13 protein-coding genes and 1 riboswitch are annotated in these 16,293 nt (G+C 66.8%); of the genes, 4 read left to right on the top strand and 9 right to left on the bottom strand.

The genetic code is table 11. From position 1 onward, the window contains the following. Nucleotides 1-247 precede the first annotated feature (247 nt). Together LQ772_RS07040 and ykgO are read left to right on the top strand one after the other, a co-directional pair. The gene (locus tag LQ772_RS07040; protein ID WP_231325284.1) at nucleotides 248-1,156 is read left to right on the top strand and encodes a LysR substrate-binding domain-containing protein; all 909 of its coding nucleotides are present in this window, start codon (nucleotides 248-250) and stop codon (nucleotides 1,154-1,156) included. A gap of 65 nt (nucleotides 1,157-1,221) precedes the next feature. Beyond that, the gene (gene ykgO, locus LQ772_RS07035) at nucleotides 1,222-1,347 is read left to right on the top strand and encodes a type B 50S ribosomal protein L36 (protein WP_008215056.1); all 126 of its coding nucleotides are present in this window, start codon (nucleotides 1,222-1,224) and stop codon (nucleotides 1,345-1,347) included. A 121-nt stretch (nucleotides 1,348-1,468) separates the two neighbouring features. On the opposite strand, the gene greA is transcribed toward ykgO, so the two are convergent. From greA to carA, 3 genes are read right to left on the bottom strand one after another with little or no spacing between them, the layout of a single operon-like run. Then, entirely contained in the window at nucleotides 1,469-1,945 is a 477-nt protein-coding gene (gene greA / locus LQ772_RS07030; RefSeq protein ID WP_231325283.1) for a transcription elongation factor GreA, read from the bottom strand. Continuing rightward, complete coding sequence (gene carB / locus LQ772_RS07025) at nucleotides 1,942-5,169, bottom strand: carbamoyl-phosphate synthase large subunit (RefSeq protein WP_231325281.1); 3,228 nt, start codon at nucleotides 5,167-5,169, stop codon at nucleotides 1,942-1,944. The genes greA and carB overlap by 4 nt, the downstream gene beginning before the upstream one ends. Then, nucleotides 5,169-6,296 carry a glutamine-hydrolyzing carbamoyl-phosphate synthase small subunit gene (gene carA, locus LQ772_RS07020; RefSeq protein WP_231325279.1) on the bottom strand — a complete coding sequence of 376 codons (1,128 nt, stop codon included), beginning with the start codon at nucleotides 6,294-6,296 and terminating at the stop codon, nucleotides 5,169-5,171. Before carA ends, carB begins: the two co-directional genes overlap by 1 nt. 210 nt (nucleotides 6,297-6,506) lie before the next feature. Here carA and LQ772_RS07015 point away from each other — a divergent pair, with 210 nt between their 5' ends. Next, nucleotides 6,507-7,202 carry a 2OG-Fe(II) oxygenase gene (locus LQ772_RS07015; protein WP_231325277.1) on the top strand — a complete coding sequence of 232 codons (696 nt, stop codon included), beginning with the start codon at nucleotides 6,507-6,509 and terminating at the stop codon, nucleotides 7,200-7,202. 3 nt (nucleotides 7,203-7,205) lie between these two features. Here LQ772_RS07015 and LQ772_RS07010 read toward each other — a convergent pair whose 3' ends face one another. The 6 genes from LQ772_RS07010 to hrcA all read right to left on the bottom strand — a co-directional run bounded on the left by LQ772_RS07010 (nucleotide 7,206) and on the right by hrcA (nucleotide 14,433). Beyond that, a complete protein-coding gene (locus tag LQ772_RS07010) occupies nucleotides 7,206-8,204 on the bottom strand; it encodes a sodium:calcium antiporter (RefSeq protein ID WP_231325275.1) in 999 nt (332 codons plus the stop codon). Nucleotides 8,205-8,322: 118 nt separating this feature from the next. Then, nucleotides 8,323-8,441, bottom strand: a riboswitch (yybP-ykoY riboswitch). A 112-nt stretch (nucleotides 8,442-8,553) separates the two neighbouring features. Beyond that, nucleotides 8,554-9,348 carry a 4-hydroxy-tetrahydrodipicolinate reductase gene (gene dapB / locus LQ772_RS07005; protein ID WP_231325273.1) on the bottom strand — a complete coding sequence of 265 codons (795 nt, stop codon included), beginning with the start codon at nucleotides 9,346-9,348 and terminating at the stop codon, nucleotides 8,554-8,556. Between the two features lie 130 nt (nucleotides 9,349-9,478). Further along, entirely contained in the window at nucleotides 9,479-10,615 is a 1,137-nt protein-coding gene (gene dnaJ / locus LQ772_RS07000) for a molecular chaperone DnaJ (RefSeq protein ID WP_231325271.1), read from the bottom strand. Between the two features lie 123 nt (nucleotides 10,616-10,738). Further along, nucleotides 10,739-12,655, bottom strand: coding sequence for a molecular chaperone DnaK (gene dnaK, locus LQ772_RS06995; protein ID WP_231325269.1), 1,917 nt, complete (start codon nucleotides 12,653-12,655; stop codon nucleotides 10,739-10,741). Nucleotides 12,656-12,773: 118 nt separating this feature from the next. Then, nucleotides 12,774-13,295, bottom strand: a complete 522-nt coding sequence (grpE, locus tag LQ772_RS06990) for a nucleotide exchange factor GrpE (protein WP_231325268.1) — start codon at nucleotides 13,293-13,295, stop codon at nucleotides 12,774-12,776. An 82-nt stretch (nucleotides 13,296-13,377) separates the two neighbouring features. After that, nucleotides 13,378-14,433, bottom strand: coding sequence for a heat-inducible transcriptional repressor HrcA (gene hrcA, locus LQ772_RS06985; RefSeq protein WP_231325266.1), 1,056 nt, complete (start codon nucleotides 14,431-14,433; stop codon nucleotides 13,378-13,380). 116 nt (nucleotides 14,434-14,549) lie between these two features. Between hrcA and recN the strand changes: the two genes are divergently transcribed. Beyond that, nucleotides 14,550-16,223, top strand: coding sequence for a DNA repair protein RecN (recN, locus tag LQ772_RS06980; protein WP_231325264.1), 1,674 nt, complete (start codon nucleotides 14,550-14,552; stop codon nucleotides 16,221-16,223). Nucleotides 16,224-16,293: the final 70 nt, after the last annotated feature.

Below are 16,293 nucleotides of genomic sequence, written 5' to 3'. Positions count from 1 at the left end.
GGCGGACGTCGGGGGCAAGGGAGGTTCCGCGAGGTTTCGCGGGAACCAAAAAGAAAGCGCTCCGCGAACGACGCGTCGGTAGCGGCTCTGGGGGAGGAGGCCGGTACCGCGGGGATAGCGTCGCTGCGGAGCGAGGGTCACCGCCACCTGGGGGGAGGGGGAAGGTGGCGGGACGAGGCAAACGATACCCTCGTCACAAACGCCCATCCAATATATATTTGCAGCCCGATTTATTCGCGAATCGACTATGTTCGACTTCCGCCAGCTCCGCTATTTCGTCGCCGTGGCCGAGGAGCTGAGCTTCACCCGGGCCGCCCAACGCCTGCACATTTCCCAACCGCCGCTGTCGCAGCAGATCCAGGCACTGGAGCAGGATCTGGGCACGCGCCTGTTCGATCGCGACAAGCGCAACGTGGCGCTGACCGAGCCCGGGCGCATCTTGTTGGAGCAGGCGCGGCAGATCCTCATCCAGGCTGAGCAGGCGCGTGCCAACGTCAGCGATGCGGCGGCCGGCTTCAGCGGCGTTCTGCGCCTGGCCTATACGATCTCGGTCACCTTTCATCGCGCGCTCCCGCAGACCCTGCTGCGCTTTCGCCAGCACGTGCCGAAAGTGCGGATGCAGTTGCAGGAGATGTACAGCGAACCGCAGTTCACCGCGCTGCGCGCCGGCCAGATCGACGTGGGTTTCGTGCGCGATGAACCCCGCCACGAGTCCGATGCCCGCATGCTGCGGATCGACGTGATCGACTACGAAGCGCTGGTGCTGGCCGTGCCCAGCGGCCACCCGCTGTCCGGACAGGACAGCGTGCAGTTTGGCGCGCTGTCAAACGAAGTGTTCGTCAGCCAGCCCCGTGAACTGGCCGCGACGCTGTATGACCGGTTGGTACAGCTGGCGGGCAAGGCGGGCTTTCATCCGCTGATCGGCCAGCAGGCGCAGCAGATCAATGGCTTGCTGGCCCTGGTCGCAGCTGGCATCGGGCTGGCGCTGGTTCCGGCCAGCATGCGCGCAGTGCAGTTGGGTGGCGTCAGCTACGTTTCGCTGGAGGATCCGGACGCCTACCTGCTGTTGGCCGTCGCCAGCCGCAAGGACAACCCTTCCCCGGTGCTGGCCAAGTTCCTGCAGATCGTCAAGGGTGTTGAAGATGCGGACTTGTGAGCGCCAATGGAACCGGCTAAACTTGGCGGCTTGAATTTCCCCGATTTGGTTTCCAGGAGCCTGCCGTGAAGGTGCTTTCCTCTTTGAAGTCCGCCAAGCAGCGGCATCGTGACTGCAAGGTCGTGCGCCGTCGTGGCAAGGTCTTCGTGATCTGCAAGAGCAACCCGCGTTTCAAGGCGCGCCAGCGCTAAGCTTTCCGGGTTGGACGAAAAAAGGCCGCTCCATGCGGCCTTTTTTGTTGCCTGCGTTTCCGGCTCGCCCCACCGGACCCGCACGGCAAGGTGGGCAAAGCCCACCTGCCCTCGACGGCGGTTACTCGTAGCGCACGCCGGTGATTTCGTAGTGCTTGACGCCGTTGGGCGCCTTGAACTCGAAGCTGTCGCCTTCGCTCTTGCCGATCAGCGCGCGAGCGATCGGCGAGGACACGGCGATCAGCCGCTGTTTGATGTCCGCTTCCAGGTCGCCCACGATCTGGTAGGTCACCGGCTCGCCGGAGTCCTCGTCCTCCAGATCCACGGTTGCACCGAACACCACCTTGCTGCCGGCGCCCAGCCTGGACACGTCGATGACATCGGCGGTCGACAGCGCCGCTTCCAGCTCGCCGATCCTTCCCTCGACGAAACTCTGCTGCTCGCGTGCAGCGTGGTATTCGGCGTTTTCCTTCAGGTCGCCGTGGGCGCGGGCCTCGGCGATTGCCGCGATGATCCGCGGGCGCTCGACCGACTTGAGGCGATCCAGCTCGCCGCGCAGGCGCTCCGAACCGGCCTTGGTCATGGGGGCGCGACTCATGCGTTCAGCTCCTTGTGCAATTCCTGCAGGCTGTGCACGTCCGCCTCGCCATGGAAATCCAGCGAGTGGACGAGCGCACGCGCGCCTGCCACGGTGGTCGAGTAGGTGACCCGGTGCTGCAGGGCCTCGCGCCGGATCGAGAACGAATCGGCGATCGCCTGCTTGCCCTCGGTCGTGTTGACGATATAGACGATCTCGCCGTTCTTGATCAGGTCGACGATGTGCGGCCGCCCCTCGAGCACCTTGTTGATGCGCTCGCATGGCACGCCGTGCTCGGTGAGGAAGGCAGCGGTGCCGCCGGTGGCGACCAGGCTGAAACCGCGCGCCAGCACTTCCCTGGCCACCGGCAGCAGCCGCTCCTTGTCCGCGTCGCGCACCGACAGGAAGATCTTGCCCGTGTTTGGCGAGCGGATGCCCGCTGCCTCATGCCCACGCGCGAAGGCCGCGCCGAACTGACGGCCAACGCCCATCACCTCGCCGGTCGAACGCATCTCCGGGCCGAGAATGGGATCGACGTTCTGGAACTTCAGGAACGGGAAGATCGCCTCCTTGACCGAGAAATAGTCGGGGATGATCTCCCGGGTGGCGCCCTGGCTGGCCAGCGTGCGGCCGGCCATGCAACGCGCGGCAATCTTGGCCAGCGGCATGCCGGTCGCCTTCGAAACGAACGGCACCGTGCGCGAGGCGCGCGGGTTCACTTCCAGGATGAAGACCGTGTCACCCTGGATCGCGAACTGGGTGTTCATCAGGCCGATGACTTTCAACTCCCTGGCCATCGCGGCAGCCTGGCGGCGCAGCTCGTCCTGGATCTCGGTCGAAAGCGAGTACGGCGGCAGCGAGCAGGACGAGTCGCCCGAATGCACGCCGGCCTCCTCGATGTGCTCCATGATGCCGCCGACCAGCACGTTGCCCTCGGCGTCGGCGATGATGTCCACGTCCACTTCGACCGCATGGTCGAGGAAGCGGTCCAACAGCACCGGCGAATCATTGGACACCTGCACCGCTTCACGGATGTAGCGGGCGAGGTCGGCGTCGTCGTAGACCACTTCCATCGCGCGGCCGCCGAGCACGTAGCTCGGGCGCACCACCATCGGGTAACCGATCTCGCGCGCGAGCGCCAACGCTTCGTCGGCATTGCGGGCGGTGCGGTTGGGCGGCTGGCGCAGCCCCAGCTTGTGGATCATCTGCTGGAAGCGCTCGCGGTCCTCGGCCAGGTCGATCGAGTCGGGCGAGGTACCGATCACCGGCACGCCGGCAGCCTCCAGTGCGCGTGCGAGCTTGAGCGGCGTCTGGCCGCCGTACTGCACGATCACGCCCCTGGGCTTCTCCAGATCGACGATCTCCAGCACGTCCTCGAGCGTCAGCGGCTCGAAGTACAGGCGGTCGGAGGTGTCGTAATCGGTCGAAACGGTTTCCGGGTTGCAGTTGACCATGATGGTCTCGAACCCGTCTTCGCGCAGTGCCAGCGCTGCATGCACGCAGCAGTAGTCGAACTCGATGCCCTGGCCGATGCGGTTCGGGCCTCCGCCGAGCACCACGATCTTCTCGCGGTCGGTCGGATTGGCCTCGCACTCTTCCTCGTAGGTCGAGTACATGTAGGCCGTGCTGGTCGCGAATTCCGCCGCGCAGGAATCCACGCGCTTGTACACCGGGCGCACGCCCAGCGTGTGGCGCAAGTGGCGCACGGCTGCCTCGTCGGTGTTCAGCAGCTGGGCGATGCGAGCGTCGGCGAAGCCCATGCGCTTCAGTTCACGCATGCGCGGCGCGTTCAGTGCGGTCATGCCCTGGACCCTGACCTCCTTCTCCGTCAGGACAATGTCCTCGAAGGCGGCAAGGAACCACGGATCGATGCGGCTGCAGTCGAAGATCTCTTCCAGGGAGAGACCGGCACGGAATGCGTCCGCCACGTAGAACACGCGCTCGGGCCGCGGCTCACGCAGCTCGCGCCGGACCCTGGCCTGTCCCTCGGCGCTGGCCAGGTCCAGGCCCGTCGGATTGAGACCCGTCTTGCCGATCTCCAGGCCGCGCAGCGCCTTTTGCAGCGACTCGTGGAAGGTGCGGCCCATCGCCATCACCTCGCCCACCGACTTCATCTGGGTGGTCAGGCGCGCATCGGCCGAAGGGAACTTCTCGAACGCGAAGCGCGGGATCTTGGTGACGACGTAATCGATGGTCGGCTCGAACGAGGCCGGAGTCAGGCCACCGGTGATGTCGTTCTTCAGCTCGTCCAGCGTGTAGCCCACGGCGAGCTTCGCCGCCACCTTGGCGATCGGGAAGCCGGTCGCCTTGGAAGCCAGCGCCGAGGAGCGCGACACGCGCGGGTTCATCTCGATCACCACCACGCGGCCGTTCTCGGCATTGATGCCAAACTGCACGTTGGAGCCGCCGGTATCGACGCCGATCTTGCGCAGCACGGCCAAGCTGGCGTCGCGCAGGCGCTGGTATTCCTTGTCGGTGAGCGTCTGCGCCGGCGCCACGGTGATCGAGTCGCCGGTGTGCACGCCCATCGGATCGAGGTTCTCGATCGAGCAGACGATGATGCAGTTGTCCGCGCGGTCGCGGACCACTTCCATCTCGAATTCCTTCCAGCCGAGCACCGATTCCTCGACCAGGACCTCGTGCACGGGCGAGAGATCGAGGCCGCGCTTGACGATCTCCTCGAACTCCTCGACGTTGTAGGCGATGCCGCCGCCGGAACCGCCCAGCGTGAAGCTCGGCCGGATGATGGTCGGGAAGCCGACCCGGGTCTGGATATCGACCGCCTGCTCGTAGCTCCTGGCCACTTCCGCCTTAGGGCAGTCCAGGCCGATGTCGGCCATGGCCTGCTTGAACAGCTCGCGGTCCTCGGCCATGCGGATCGCATCGCGCGAGGCGCCGATCAGCTCCACGCCGTGCTTTTCCAGAACGCCGTTGTCGGCCAAGTCCAGTGCGCAGTTGAGCGCCGTCTGGCCGCCCATGGTGGGCAGCACCGCGTCGGGCTTTTCCTTGGCGATGATCCGCTCGACCGTCTGCCAGTTGATCGGCTCGATGTAGACCGCGTCGGCCATCTCCGGATCGGTCATGATCGTGGCCGGGTTGGAGTTCACCAGGATCACCCGGTAACCCTCTTCCCGAAGCGCCTTGCACGCCTGCGCGCCGGAGTAGTCGAACTCGCATGCTTGCCCGATGACGATCGGACCGGCGCCGATGATCAGCACGCTCTTGATGTCGGTGCGCTTGGGCATTAGCGGGCCTCCTGCATGAGCTGCGCGAAGCGCGCAAAGAGATAGCCGACGTCATGCGGGCCGGGCGCGGCTTCGGGGTGGCCCTGGAAGCAGAACGCCGGGCGGTCGGTGAGCGCGAAGCCCTGCAGCGAGCCGTCGAACAACGAAGTGTGGGTGACGCGGACGTTGGCCGGCAGCGTCGCCGGATCCACCGCGAAACCGTGGTTCTGGCTGGTGATCAGCACGCGACCGTCGTCATGGTCCTTCACCGGATGGTTGGCGCCGTGGTGGCCGAACTTCATCTTGATGGTCTTCGCGCCGAGCGCCAGGCCCATCAACTGGTGGCCCAGGCAGATGCCGAACAGCGGAATCTTCGCGTCCAGGAAAGCCTTCGTCGCCGCGATGGCGTAGTCGCACGCGGCCGGGTCGCCTGGTCCGTTGGACAGGAAAACACCATCGGGCTTCATCGCGAGCACCTCGGCGGCGGGCGTCTGCGCCGGCACGACCGTGATGTCGCAGCCGTGGCTGGCCAGCAGCCTCAGGATGTTGAGCTTGGTGCCGTAGTCGTAGGCGACGACCTTGTAACGGGTGCCCGGCGCGGTGAACGTCGCGCGGTCAAGGTCGTACACGCCCTCGGTCCAGCGGTAGGGCTCGCGCACGCTGACCACCTTGGCCAGGTCCATGCCATTCAGGCCCGGGAAGGCGCGTGCCTTTGCCAGCGCGGTCTCGGCGTCGACGCCTTCGCCAGCCAGGATGCAGCCGTTCAGCGCGCCCTTGTCGCGCAGGATGCGGGTCAGGCGACGGGTGTCGATCCCGGCGATCGCCACGATGTTCTGGCGCGCCAGGTAGTCGGGCAGGCTTTCGGTGCTGCGCCAGTTGCTCGGCCGGCGCGGCACGTCGCGCACGATCAGGCCGGCAGCCTGCACGCGGGTGGACTCGGCATCGGCGGGATTCACGCCGGTGTTGCCGACGTGCGGGTACGTGAGGGTGACGATCTGGCGGGCATAGGAGGGATCGGTAAGGATCTCCTGGTAGCCCGTCATCGCCGTATTGAAAACCACCTCGCCGACGGTTTCGCCAGTCGCGCCCACGGCGTGGCCGTGGAACACGCTGCCATCTTCGAGGGCAAGCAGAGCGGGAGTGGGCATTGGGGGCCGCCTTTAGGTGCAGCAAAGTCCGCAAGCCGCTGCAAGCAGGCTTGTGGACCTTGGGTCGGAAGAAGTCTCGGGCGGGACGCAATGATAGGTGCGAGGGGCGATTCTGTCCACCGCGCGGTGCGTGAACGAGGCATCCAACCGGGCCTCTGTGCGTGGTCGACGCGCGCTAAACTGGCTGTTATCCGGTCCACGAAGCAGTCCATGAAAGCCACCGTCCTGCTCGATCCCGCCCGCCTCGATCGTCCCGACACCGACGTGCGGCAGGACCCGTTCCCGTTCCTGATCGCCCACGGCCAGTTGCCGGACGATGCCCGCAACGATCTGGAACGCGATTTCCCGCGCTACACCAGCGCGGGCTTCTTTCCATACGATCCGGTCGATTGCGGCCCGTCGATCAACGCGCTGGTGGCCGACCTGACCGCACCGGCTTTCGCCAGCGTGATCGGCGAACGGCTGGGCATCGCGGACCTGGCCCAATACCCCACGCTGGTGACGCTGTGCCGCCACCTCAACAAGCGCCACGGCACCATCCATACCGACAGCAAGTCGAAGGTCGCCACCGCCCTGCTCTATCTGAACCACCAGTGGCCGGACACTAGCGAGGGCTGCCTGCGCTTCCTTCGCCGCATCGACGACATCGACGATCTGGTTGCGCCGGAATTGACGCCCCTGTACGGTGAGTTCGCCGTATTCAAGCGTTGCGACAATTCTTTTCACGGCCACCTCCCCTTCGAGGGCGAGCGCCGGGTCATCCAGGTCGCCTGGCTGACCAGCGAGGAAGAAAAGCTGCGCAAGACACGGCGCGGCAAGTTCTCGCGTGGATTCAAGAAACTGGTCGGCGCGCTGGATCGCCGCTTCGGCGCGCGACGCGCCCGCAACGCCGCGCACCGGGACTGATCGTCAGGCCAGGTGCCAGGCCACGAACGCGGCGAACACTCCGTATAGCAGGCCCACCGGCATCAGCCAGCGCGCGTTGACGTGCCCGCGCTGGAACAGCCACCACAGGTAACCCACCGCCACCGTGGTCAGCGCCCCGGCCACGATCAGTGGCAGGTCGAACAGCCATGGCGTGAAGAACAGGGCCAGCGAACTTGGAATCGTCGCCTGGATCATCATGGCCCCGGAAATGTTCGCCAACGCCAGCCGCTCCTTGCCCTGGCGGACCCAGATCAGCGCGTTGACGGTTTCGGGCAGTTCGGTCGCGACCGGGCTCAGGACCAGCGCCACCACGTGCGCCGACAAGCCAAAGGCCAGACCGATCACCTCGATCTGCGTGACGAATATGCGCGAGGCGATGGCGATCACCACCAGCGCAAGTCCACTCTGGGCGACCACCCGCCACATCGCCGGGTCGTCGGCGTGCGGCTGGAATTTCAGCGGTTCGAGTTCCTCCTCGTCCGCCGCCATGTCGCCGGTTTTCAGCTCGCGCCATACGTACAAGCCGTAGGCACCGATGAACAACACGCCCAGCCAGGGCTTCAATGCGAACGCGACCAGACCCAGCGTGCACTTGACCACGAAGATCGAAAGGAACCACCGCTGGTCGCGTGCAAGCCGCGCGTGGTCGACCTTCACCACCGCGTCGGGGCGTCGCAACCGGTGCCGGTTGCTCCACAGGGCGATGCCAACCACCGCATAGGCGATGGTGCCCAGCACCAGCGGTCCACCCAGGGCCGCACCGACGCCGATGCCGCGCTGCTCGGGGGTGTGCCCGAACACCACGGCGATGAAGGTGACCGCGCTCTCGGGCAGCGCGGTGCCGAAGGCGGCAAGCACGGTCCCGGTGGCGGTGGCATCCAGCCTGAACTTACGGCCCAGCCATTCGATACCGTTGACGAAGTACTCGCAGGCGGCATAGATCGCCCCGGCGGAAAGCAGGAACCACAAGGCAGTGAGCATCAACGCGAATCCGGCCGGGCGAGCGGAAAACCAATGGCACGACGATGCGGCCCGCCCGGCAAGGGTTCGAGCACATCGTGGCCAAAGGTCTCGCCGGGCACGCGCCTGGCCGGTGTACGGCAGCGCTGCCACCCACGCCATGGAGCGTTGGCTCCAAGTCTGTTGACGCGGGTTCCTCGGGGAACGAAGGCGGACGGCCTTCGCGGGTGAGGATGGCTACTCCCCAATGACAATAAAGACCATGGTAACGGGCAAGGTGCGAACGCGACAAGCATCGCCCGTCCCGTGTGGGCATCCGGCCGATGGACACAGTCGTATACACGGCGACAGGTCGGGCCCGGCCTGCCACCTACGCATCGAGTCGCGCGGCCAGCATCGCCTGGAGATCGTAGGCGGCCGGCGGTTGGGCATGCAGCCAGTGCGCCGCCTCGATCGCACCGCGGGCGAAGATGCTGCGATCGGTGGCACGGTGGCCCAGTTCGACACGCTCACCGGCGCCGATCAGCATCGCCGTGTGCTCCCCCACGATGTCGCCACCACGCACCACAGCGAAGCCGATGCTGCCGGCGCGCCGCGCCCCCTCGCGCGAGCCGGTGACGCCATCTCGCGCGAGCGTGGTACCGCGCGCCGCGGCGGCCGCCTCTCCAAGCGAGATCGCGGTGCCCGAGGGCGCGTCCGTCTTGCGCTTGTGGTGTGCCTCGACGATCTCCAGGTCCCACTCCGGCAGTGCGGAGGCGGCCTGGCGAAGGAGACGCGTGAGTACCGCCACGCCGAGGCTGAAGTTGCTCGCGTGCATCAGCGGTATCTGCGAGGACGCGTTCGCCAGCCGGGCCTTCAGCGCGGCATCGATGCCGGTGGTGCCGCTGACCAGCGCCACCCCGTGGCCGGTGCAGTAGTCGAGCGCGGAGGCGAGCCCGCCCGGGCCGCTGAAGTCGATCACCGCGTCGAGCGCTTCCGGTGGCCAGTCCGCGCGGAAACAGGGCGTGGCGCGGTCATGCCAGGCACGCTCGCCCACTTGCGGCATGCCCGGTGCGATGAGTGCCGCGGCGATCTCGAATCGTGCGTCGTCACGCAACAGATCAAGCAACGCCCGTCCCATACGGCCGTTGGCGCCGTTGATGGCGAGGCGTAGCGGTCGGGTCATCGCTTGGGTCCGTGCATGCTGGAGCGCGTAGCGTACCCGGGAGAGCTAGGGCGCGCATGCGTACTGTTTTGCTCTCTCCCTTACCCAGGGAGAGGGATCGGATTCGAGTAGCGCCCCAACAAGATCCGGTTTACGAAGTGACGCGGGAGAGGAATTCCTTGACCCCATCGACCCAGCTCTTGGCGCGCGGGGTGTGTGCGTCAGGCTCGCCTTCGCTGAAGGTCGCCTCGAGCTTCTCCAGCAACTCACGTTGCTCGCGGGTCAGGCGCACCGGGGTTTCCACCATGACGCGGCAGATCAGGTCGCCGACGCGGCCGGAACGAACGGACTTCACGCCTCGCCCGCGCAGGCGGAAGGTCTGGCCAGTCTGGGTCTCCGGCGGGATCGACACCGCCACTTCGCCTTCCAGCGTCGGCACCTTGAGCTCGGCGCCCAGCGCGGCCTGGGCAAACCGGATCGGCACCTCGCAGTGCAGGTCGTTGCCTTCGCGCTGGAAGATCGCGTGTTCGCGCACGCGCACATCCACGTACAGGTCACCCGCTTCGGCACCGGCCGGGCCGGCCTCGCCCTGCCCCGAGAGGCGGATGCGGTCGCCGTTGTCCACGCCGGCGGGGATCTGCACCGACAACGTACGCTTTTCTTCAAGCAGCCCTTCGCCGCGGCAGGCCTTGCAGGGCTTTTCGATGGCCTGACCGCTGCCACCGCAATGCGGGCATGCCTGCTGGATCGAGAAGATGCCATTCTGCATGCGCACGCGGCCGTGGCCGTGGCAGGTCTTGCACTGGGTCGTCTTGCCGTCGGCCGAGCCCGAGCCGTTGCAGTGGTGGCAGTTGACCTGGGTCGGGATCTCGATTGTCTTCCCGACGCCGAACACCGCCTCCTCGAGGTCCAGCTCCATCACGTAGCGCAGGTCCGCGCCCCGACGTTGCCGGCCGCGACCGCCGCCACCCATTCCAAAGATGTCGCCGAAGATGTCTCCGAAGATGTCGCCCATGTCGCCGAAACCGCCGCCACGGCCGCCCATGCCGCCTTCGAAGGCGGCGTGGCCGTGCTGGTCGTACATGGCGCGCTTCTGGGCGTCGGACAGGACTTCGTAGGCCTCCTTGGCCTCCTTGAATTTCTCCTGCGCGGAGGGATCGTCCGGGCAGCGGTCCGGGTGGTATTTCATCGCCAGGCGGCGGAAGGATTTCTTCAGCTCGACTTCGGTGACGGTGCGCTCGACGCCGAGCACCTCGTAGTAATCGCGCTTGCCCGTTGCTGCATTCATGACTTGAACCAAACCCCTGCTCTGTCCTGCCCCGATCCGCGGGGCTGCCCGATCAACAAGCAGCCCGCGTCAGCCATGATAGCCGGCGCGGGCTGCCTGATCGGCGGCGTCGACTTCCTTCGATTACTTCTTCTCGTCCTTGACCTCGGTGAACTCGGCATCGACCACATCGTCGGGCTGGGCCGAACCGCCGCCCGGCGCCGCCTGCGGACCGGCCTCACCGCCGCCGCCCTGGGCCGCGGCATAGAGCGCCTGCGCGGCCTGCTCGAGCTTCTGCATCTTGGCTTCGATCTGCGCCTTGTCGTCGCCGTCCTTGACCTTTTCCAGTTCCGACAGCGCCTCTTCGATCGAGCCGATCTGGCCCCCGACCTTGCCGCCATGCTCCTTCAGGGCGCTGCGGGTGGCGTGCACCAACTGGTCGGCCTTGTTGCGGGTAGCGACCAGCTCGTGGAACTTCTTGTCCTCTTCCTTGTTCGCCTCGGCGTCGGCCACCATCCGCTGGATCTCGTCCTCGGACAGGCCCGAGCCGGCCTTGATCTCGATCTTCTGTTCCTTGCCGGTCTTCTTGTCCTTGGCAGACACGTGCAGGATGCCGTTGGCGTCGATGTCGAAGGTGACCTCGATCTGCGGCATGCCGCGCGGCGCCGGGTCGATGCCGGACAGGTCGAAACGGCCCAGCGACTTGTTCGCGCTGGCGCGCTCGCGCTCGCCCTGCAGCACGTGCACAGTCACCGCGGTCTGGTTGTCGTCGGCGGTGGAGAAGGTCTGCGCGGCCTTGGTCGGCACGGTGGTGTTCTTCTCGATCAGCTTGGTCATCACGCCGCCCATCGTCTCGATGCCGAGCGACAGCGGGGTGACGTCCAACAGCAGCACGTCCTTGACCGAGCCACCCAGCACGCCGCCCTGGATCGCCGCGCCCACGGCAACGGCTTCATCCGGGTTGACGTCCTTGCGCGGCTCCTTGCCGAAGAAGTCCTTGACCGACTCCTGCACCTTGGGCATGCGGGTCTGGCCGCCGACGAGGATCACCTCGTTGACGTCCGACACGCGCAGGCCGGCGTCGTTGAGCGCGATGCGGCACGGCTCGATGGTGCGCTTGACCAGGTCTTCCACCAGCGCTTCCAACTTGGCGCGCGTCAGCTTGATGTTGAGGTGCTTCGGACCGGAGGCGTCAGCCGTCACGTATGGCAGGTTGACCTCGGTCTGGTGCGCGGAGGACAGCTCGATCTTGGCGCGCTCGGCCGCGTCCTTCAGGCGCTGCAGCGCCAGCGGATCCTTGCGCAGGTCGATGCCCTGGTCCTTCTGGAATTCGTCGACCAAGTAGTCGATGACGCGCTTGTCGAAGTCCTCGCCGCCAAGGAAGGTGTCGCCGTTGGTGGCCAGCACCTCGAACTGCTTCTCGCCGTCGACTTCCGCGATCTCGATGATCGACACGTCGAAGGTGCCGCCGCCCAGGTCGTACACCGCGATCTTGCGGTCGCCGCCCTTCTTGTCCAGGCCATAGGCCAAAGCGGCCGCGGTCGGCTCGTTGATGATGCGCTTGACCTCCAGGCCCGCAATGCGGCCGGCATCCTTGGTCGCCTGGCGCTGGCTGTCGTTGAAGTAGGCAGGCACCGTGATGACGGCTTCGGTGACCGGCTCGCCGAGATAGTCCTCGGCGGTCTTCTTCATCTTCATGAGGACCTTGGCGGAGATTTCCTGCGGCGCCATCTTCTTGCCGTCGGACGTCTCAACCCAGGCGTCGCCATTCTCATGCGCGACGATGCCGTACGGCACGATGTGCAGGTCCTTCTGGACCTCGGCGTCGGTGAACTTGCGACCGATCAGGCGCTTGACCGCATAAAAGGTGTTCTTCGGATTGGTCACGCTCTGGCGCTTGGCCGGCGCGCCCACGAGGACTTCATTGTCCTTGCTGAAGGCGACGATGGAAGGCGTGGTGCGATCGCCTTCGGCGTTCTCGATCACCTTCGCGGTGCTGCCGTCCATCACGGCGACGCAGGAATTGGTGGTACCCAGGTCGATGCCGATGATCTTGCCCATAGTGTTCAGCTCCAATGCTTTCTAGGCGGCCCCCGCGGCCGCGATGGTTTTCCAGATGGTGGCCCACGCCCGGCGATTCAATGCCGCGGGGCCGCCTGTGTGTTCAGCGAGCGATGCGTCAGTCCTTGGCCACGGCGACCAGTGCGGGACGCAGCAACCGGTCGTTCAGCACGTAGCCCTTCTGCAACACGTTGACTACGGTGCCGGGCGCCTTGCCGGGCGCTTCGACCATGCTCACGGCATGGTGGCGCTCCGGGTCGAGGGGTTGGTCGACCGGATCAACCTGCACCAGTCCGTGGGTCTCGGCGACCTTCAGCAACGCCTTCAGGGTCAGCGCCAGGCCTTCGCGCACGGCGGCCGCGTCACTGCTCTCGATGGCCAGCCCGCGTTCCAGGCTGTCGTAGACCGGGAGCAACTCGTTCAACAGCTTTTCGTTGGCGAAGCGGCGGGCCTGTTCCAGGTCGCGATGCAGGCGCCTGCGCTGGTTTTCCAGCTCCGCGTGCTCGCGCAGCACGGACTCGCGCAACTCGGCGTTGCTCGCCTCCAGCTCGGCGACCCGCGCCTGCAGGGCATCGGATCCTTGCGTTCCCGGCGAACCGGATTCCTGCACCTGGTCCGGCGTCTGCTCGTTGTTCTGCATGCATTACTCCCAAACAAAGGTCCGGACCGGCACCTCCGTGCCGGCCACCGATAACTGCGGGAAACCCGCCCTCCGGGGGCGGTTATAGGGACGTCGCGGCGCGATTCAAGGCGTCGCTGAGCAATCCGGCAGTCGCCTGCACCACCGGGATCACCCGGTCGTAGGCCATGCGGGTGGGCCCGATCACGCCGACCGCACCCAGGACCCGCCCCTGCACGCCGTAACTGGCGGTCACCACGCTGCAGCCGTCCAGCGCGGCAAAGCCCGATTCCTCGCCGATGAACAGGCGCACGCCCGGGGCCCGGGCGCACACCTCCATCAGTTGCAACAATTCGTTTTTTTTCTGGAAGGCCTCGAAGAGCTCGCGCAGACGGTCCAGGTCAGCGAGCTCGGCGTAACCCATCAGGTTGGTCTGGCCGCTCACCAGCACGTCGTCTCCGCCACCTTGCGGCGCGAAGGAGGCCGCCGCGAGTTCCGTCGCGCTGGCGACAAGGCGGTTGAGCTCGCTGCCGGCCTCGCGCAGCTCGCGCAGGAGATGGGCGCGGATGTCGTCCACGCGCAAACCGGCAAAATGGGTGTTGAGGTAGTTGGCGGCCTGTTCCAGTTCGCGGCTGTCCAGCGGCCTGGCCAGCTGCACGATGCGGTTCTGCACCTGGTTGTCGGAGAACACCAGGATCACCAGCACGCGTGCGTCCGGCAGCGGCACGAAATCGATATGGCGCAGGGGAAAGTCACCTTGGCGCGGCACCGTCACCACGCCGGCGAAGTGGGTCATCGCCGAAAGCAGCGTGGACACGTTGCCCAGCAGGTCGCGGGTGGTCGTGGGTCCGGGTGGCAACTCACGCTTGAGCCGCGCCATGTCCTCGCGCGGCAGCGGCTGCAGCTCGATCAGGCTGTCGACGAACAGGCGCAGGCCACGTGGCGTGGGTATGCGTCCGGCGGACGTGTGCGGCGAGGCGACCAGGCCTGCGTCTTCGAGGTCCGCCATGATGTTGCGGATCGTCGCCGGGCTGACGTCCAGCCCCGACGATCGGGACAGCGTGCGCGACCCGACGGGCTCGCCATCGGCCAGGTACTGCGCGATCAGGGTGCGCAGCAGGCGGCGGGCGCGGGCATCGAGGTCGTGGGGTCGGGTCATCGCTGTAACAAACGGTGAGACGGGACAGAAATAAGGTGTCGCCGCCGAGTTTGCAAGAACGCCGGTCGCGACGGTAGCCGCGCCGCGCGCCACTTCTGCCCGTACAATTCCACGCCATGCTCACTTCCCTGTACGTCCGCCATTTCGCCGTCGTCGAAGAAGCCGAAGTCGCCTTCGGCCCGGGCCTCACCGTGGTCAGCGGCGAAACGGGCGCCGGCAAGTCGCTGCTGGTCGACGCGCTGATGTTGCTGGCCGGCGCGCGCGCCGACAGCGGCATGGTGCGCGAGGGCTGCGACCGCGCCGAACTCATCGCCGAATTCGACCTGGCCGCGCTGCCCGAAGCACGCGCCTGGCTGGAACGGGAGGAGCTGGACGATGAAGGTGCCTGCCAGCTTCGCCGCGTGATCCGCGCCGAGGGCAGCTCGCGCGCGTGGATCAACGGCCGCCCGGCCAATGCCAGCCAACTCGGTGAACTGGCCACGCTGCTGGTGGAAATCCATGGCCAGCATGAGCACCAGGCGCTGCTCTCGCGCGGCCACCAGCTCGATCTGCTTGATGCGTACGCCGGCAATGAGGAACTGGTGGGACAGTTGCGCACGCTGGCCGCGCAGTGGCGCGAGCTGGGCGCGCGCATCCGCAAGCTCAGTGGTGGCGATGACCGCGAGCAACGGCTCGAACTGCTGCGCCACGAGGTCGGCGAGCTCGAACGCTGGGTGTTGCCGGCTGCGGAATTGTCCGAACTCGAGGCCAGCCACAAGCGCCTGGCCAATGCCGGCCGGCTGGCCGAAGGCGCCTCCGGCGTGGTGGAACTGCTCGACGGCGACAGCGAATTCGCGTTGCGCCGTGCGCTCGGCCGCGCGCACGGGGAGTTGGGCAAGCTGGCTGCCCTGGACCCGCGCCTCGCGCCCCTGCTGGAACTGCTGGACAACGCAGAGATACAGCTGGGCGAAGCTTCCGACGGCCTCTCGCGCTACGCACAGGACGTCGACCTCGATCCGGAGCGCTATGCCGACGTCGATACCCACCTCACCCGCCTTCACGAACTGGCGCGCCGCCACCGCCTTCCCGTCGCCGAATTGCACGATCGGCTGGGCGCATTGCAGGCCGAGCTGCTCGAACTGGAAGGCGCCGGCGACGCGCTGGAGCGGCTCGCCGGCGATCGCGCACGGCTGGAACGCGGCTATGCGAAAGCGGCCGATGACCTAAGCAGGGCACGCCGCACGGCCGCCGCGCGCCTGGGCGAGGAGGTCAGCGCGCTGATGGGCGAACTGGGCATGGCCGGCGGCCGGCTGGTCGTCGACCTCGAACCGGTCGACGGCGGCGAGCCGGATGCGCAAGGCCGCGAGCGCTGCGAACTGCTTGTCAGCGCCAATCCCGGCCAGCCACCGCGCGCGCTGCGCAAGGTCGCCTCGGGCGGCGAACTGGCACGCATCAGTCTCGCCATCGAGGTCGCCACGCTGGGCAAGGACACGATCGGCTGCATGGTGTTCGACGAGGTCGACACCGGCATCGGCGGCGCCGTGGCCGAGGTGGTCGGGCAGAAGCTGCGCGCGCTCGGCGGCGAGCGCCAGGTTCTGTGCGTCACCCACCTGCCCCAGGTCGCCGCGCAGGGCCACGCACACCTGCGCGTCAGCAAGCACAGCGACGGGGATACCACTCGCACGCAGATCGAGAAGCTGGACGCAGCCGGCCGCCGAGACGAACTGGCGCGCATGCTGGGCGGCGTCGAGATCTCCCGCGAAACGCGCGCCCACGCCAGGCAGATGCTCGAGCGCGCGCAAAGCGCCTGACGCGAGCCCCGGGAGGATGGACCTCAGCCCACCATCGCGTGGCGACACGGTGGGTTCAAGCCCACCCTAC

The sequence above is a fragment of the Frateuria edaphi genome (genome assembly GCF_021117405.1).
GTDB lineage: Bacteria > Pseudomonadota > Gammaproteobacteria > Xanthomonadales > Rhodanobacteraceae > Frateuria_A > Frateuria_A edaphi.
This window is presented reverse-complemented; position numbering and strand designations above follow the sequence as displayed.

Excerpts from the sequence above, each read along its gene's own strand:
- LQ772_RS07040 (WP_231325284.1), top strand. The coding sequence starts at position 248 with ATGTTCGACTTCCGCCAGCTCCGCTATTTCGTCGCCGTGGCCGAGGAG.
- greA (WP_231325283.1), bottom strand. The coding sequence starts at position 1,945 with ATGAGTCGCGCCCCCATGACCAAGGCCGGTTCGGAGCGCCTGCGCGGC.
- carB (WP_231325281.1), bottom strand. The coding sequence starts at position 5,169 with ATGCCCAAGCGCACCGACATCAAGAGCGTGCTGATCATCGGCGCCGGT.
- carA (WP_231325279.1), bottom strand. The coding sequence starts at position 6,296 with ATGCCCACTCCCGCTCTGCTTGCCCTCGAAGATGGCAGCGTGTTCCAC.
- LQ772_RS07015 (WP_231325277.1), top strand. The coding sequence starts at position 6,507 with ATGAAAGCCACCGTCCTGCTCGATCCCGCCCGCCTCGATCGTCCCGAC.
- LQ772_RS07010 (WP_231325275.1), bottom strand. The coding sequence starts at position 8,204 with ATGCTCACTGCCTTGTGGTTCCTGCTTTCCGCCGGGGCGATCTATGCC.
- dapB (WP_231325273.1), bottom strand. The coding sequence starts at position 9,348 with ATGACCCGACCGCTACGCCTCGCCATCAACGGCGCCAACGGCCGTATG.
- dnaJ (WP_231325271.1), bottom strand. The coding sequence starts at position 10,615 with ATGAATGCAGCAACGGGCAAGCGCGATTACTACGAGGTGCTCGGCGTC.
- dnaK (WP_231325269.1), bottom strand. The coding sequence starts at position 12,655 with ATGGGCAAGATCATCGGCATCGACCTGGGTACCACCAATTCCTGCGTC.
- grpE (WP_231325268.1), bottom strand. The coding sequence starts at position 13,295 with ATGCAGAACAACGAGCAGACGCCGGACCAGGTGCAGGAATCCGGTTCG.
- hrcA (WP_231325266.1), bottom strand. The coding sequence starts at position 14,433 with ATGACCCGACCCCACGACCTCGATGCCCGCGCCCGCCGCCTGCTGCGC.
- recN (WP_231325264.1), top strand. The coding sequence starts at position 14,550 with ATGCTCACTTCCCTGTACGTCCGCCATTTCGCCGTCGTCGAAGAAGCC.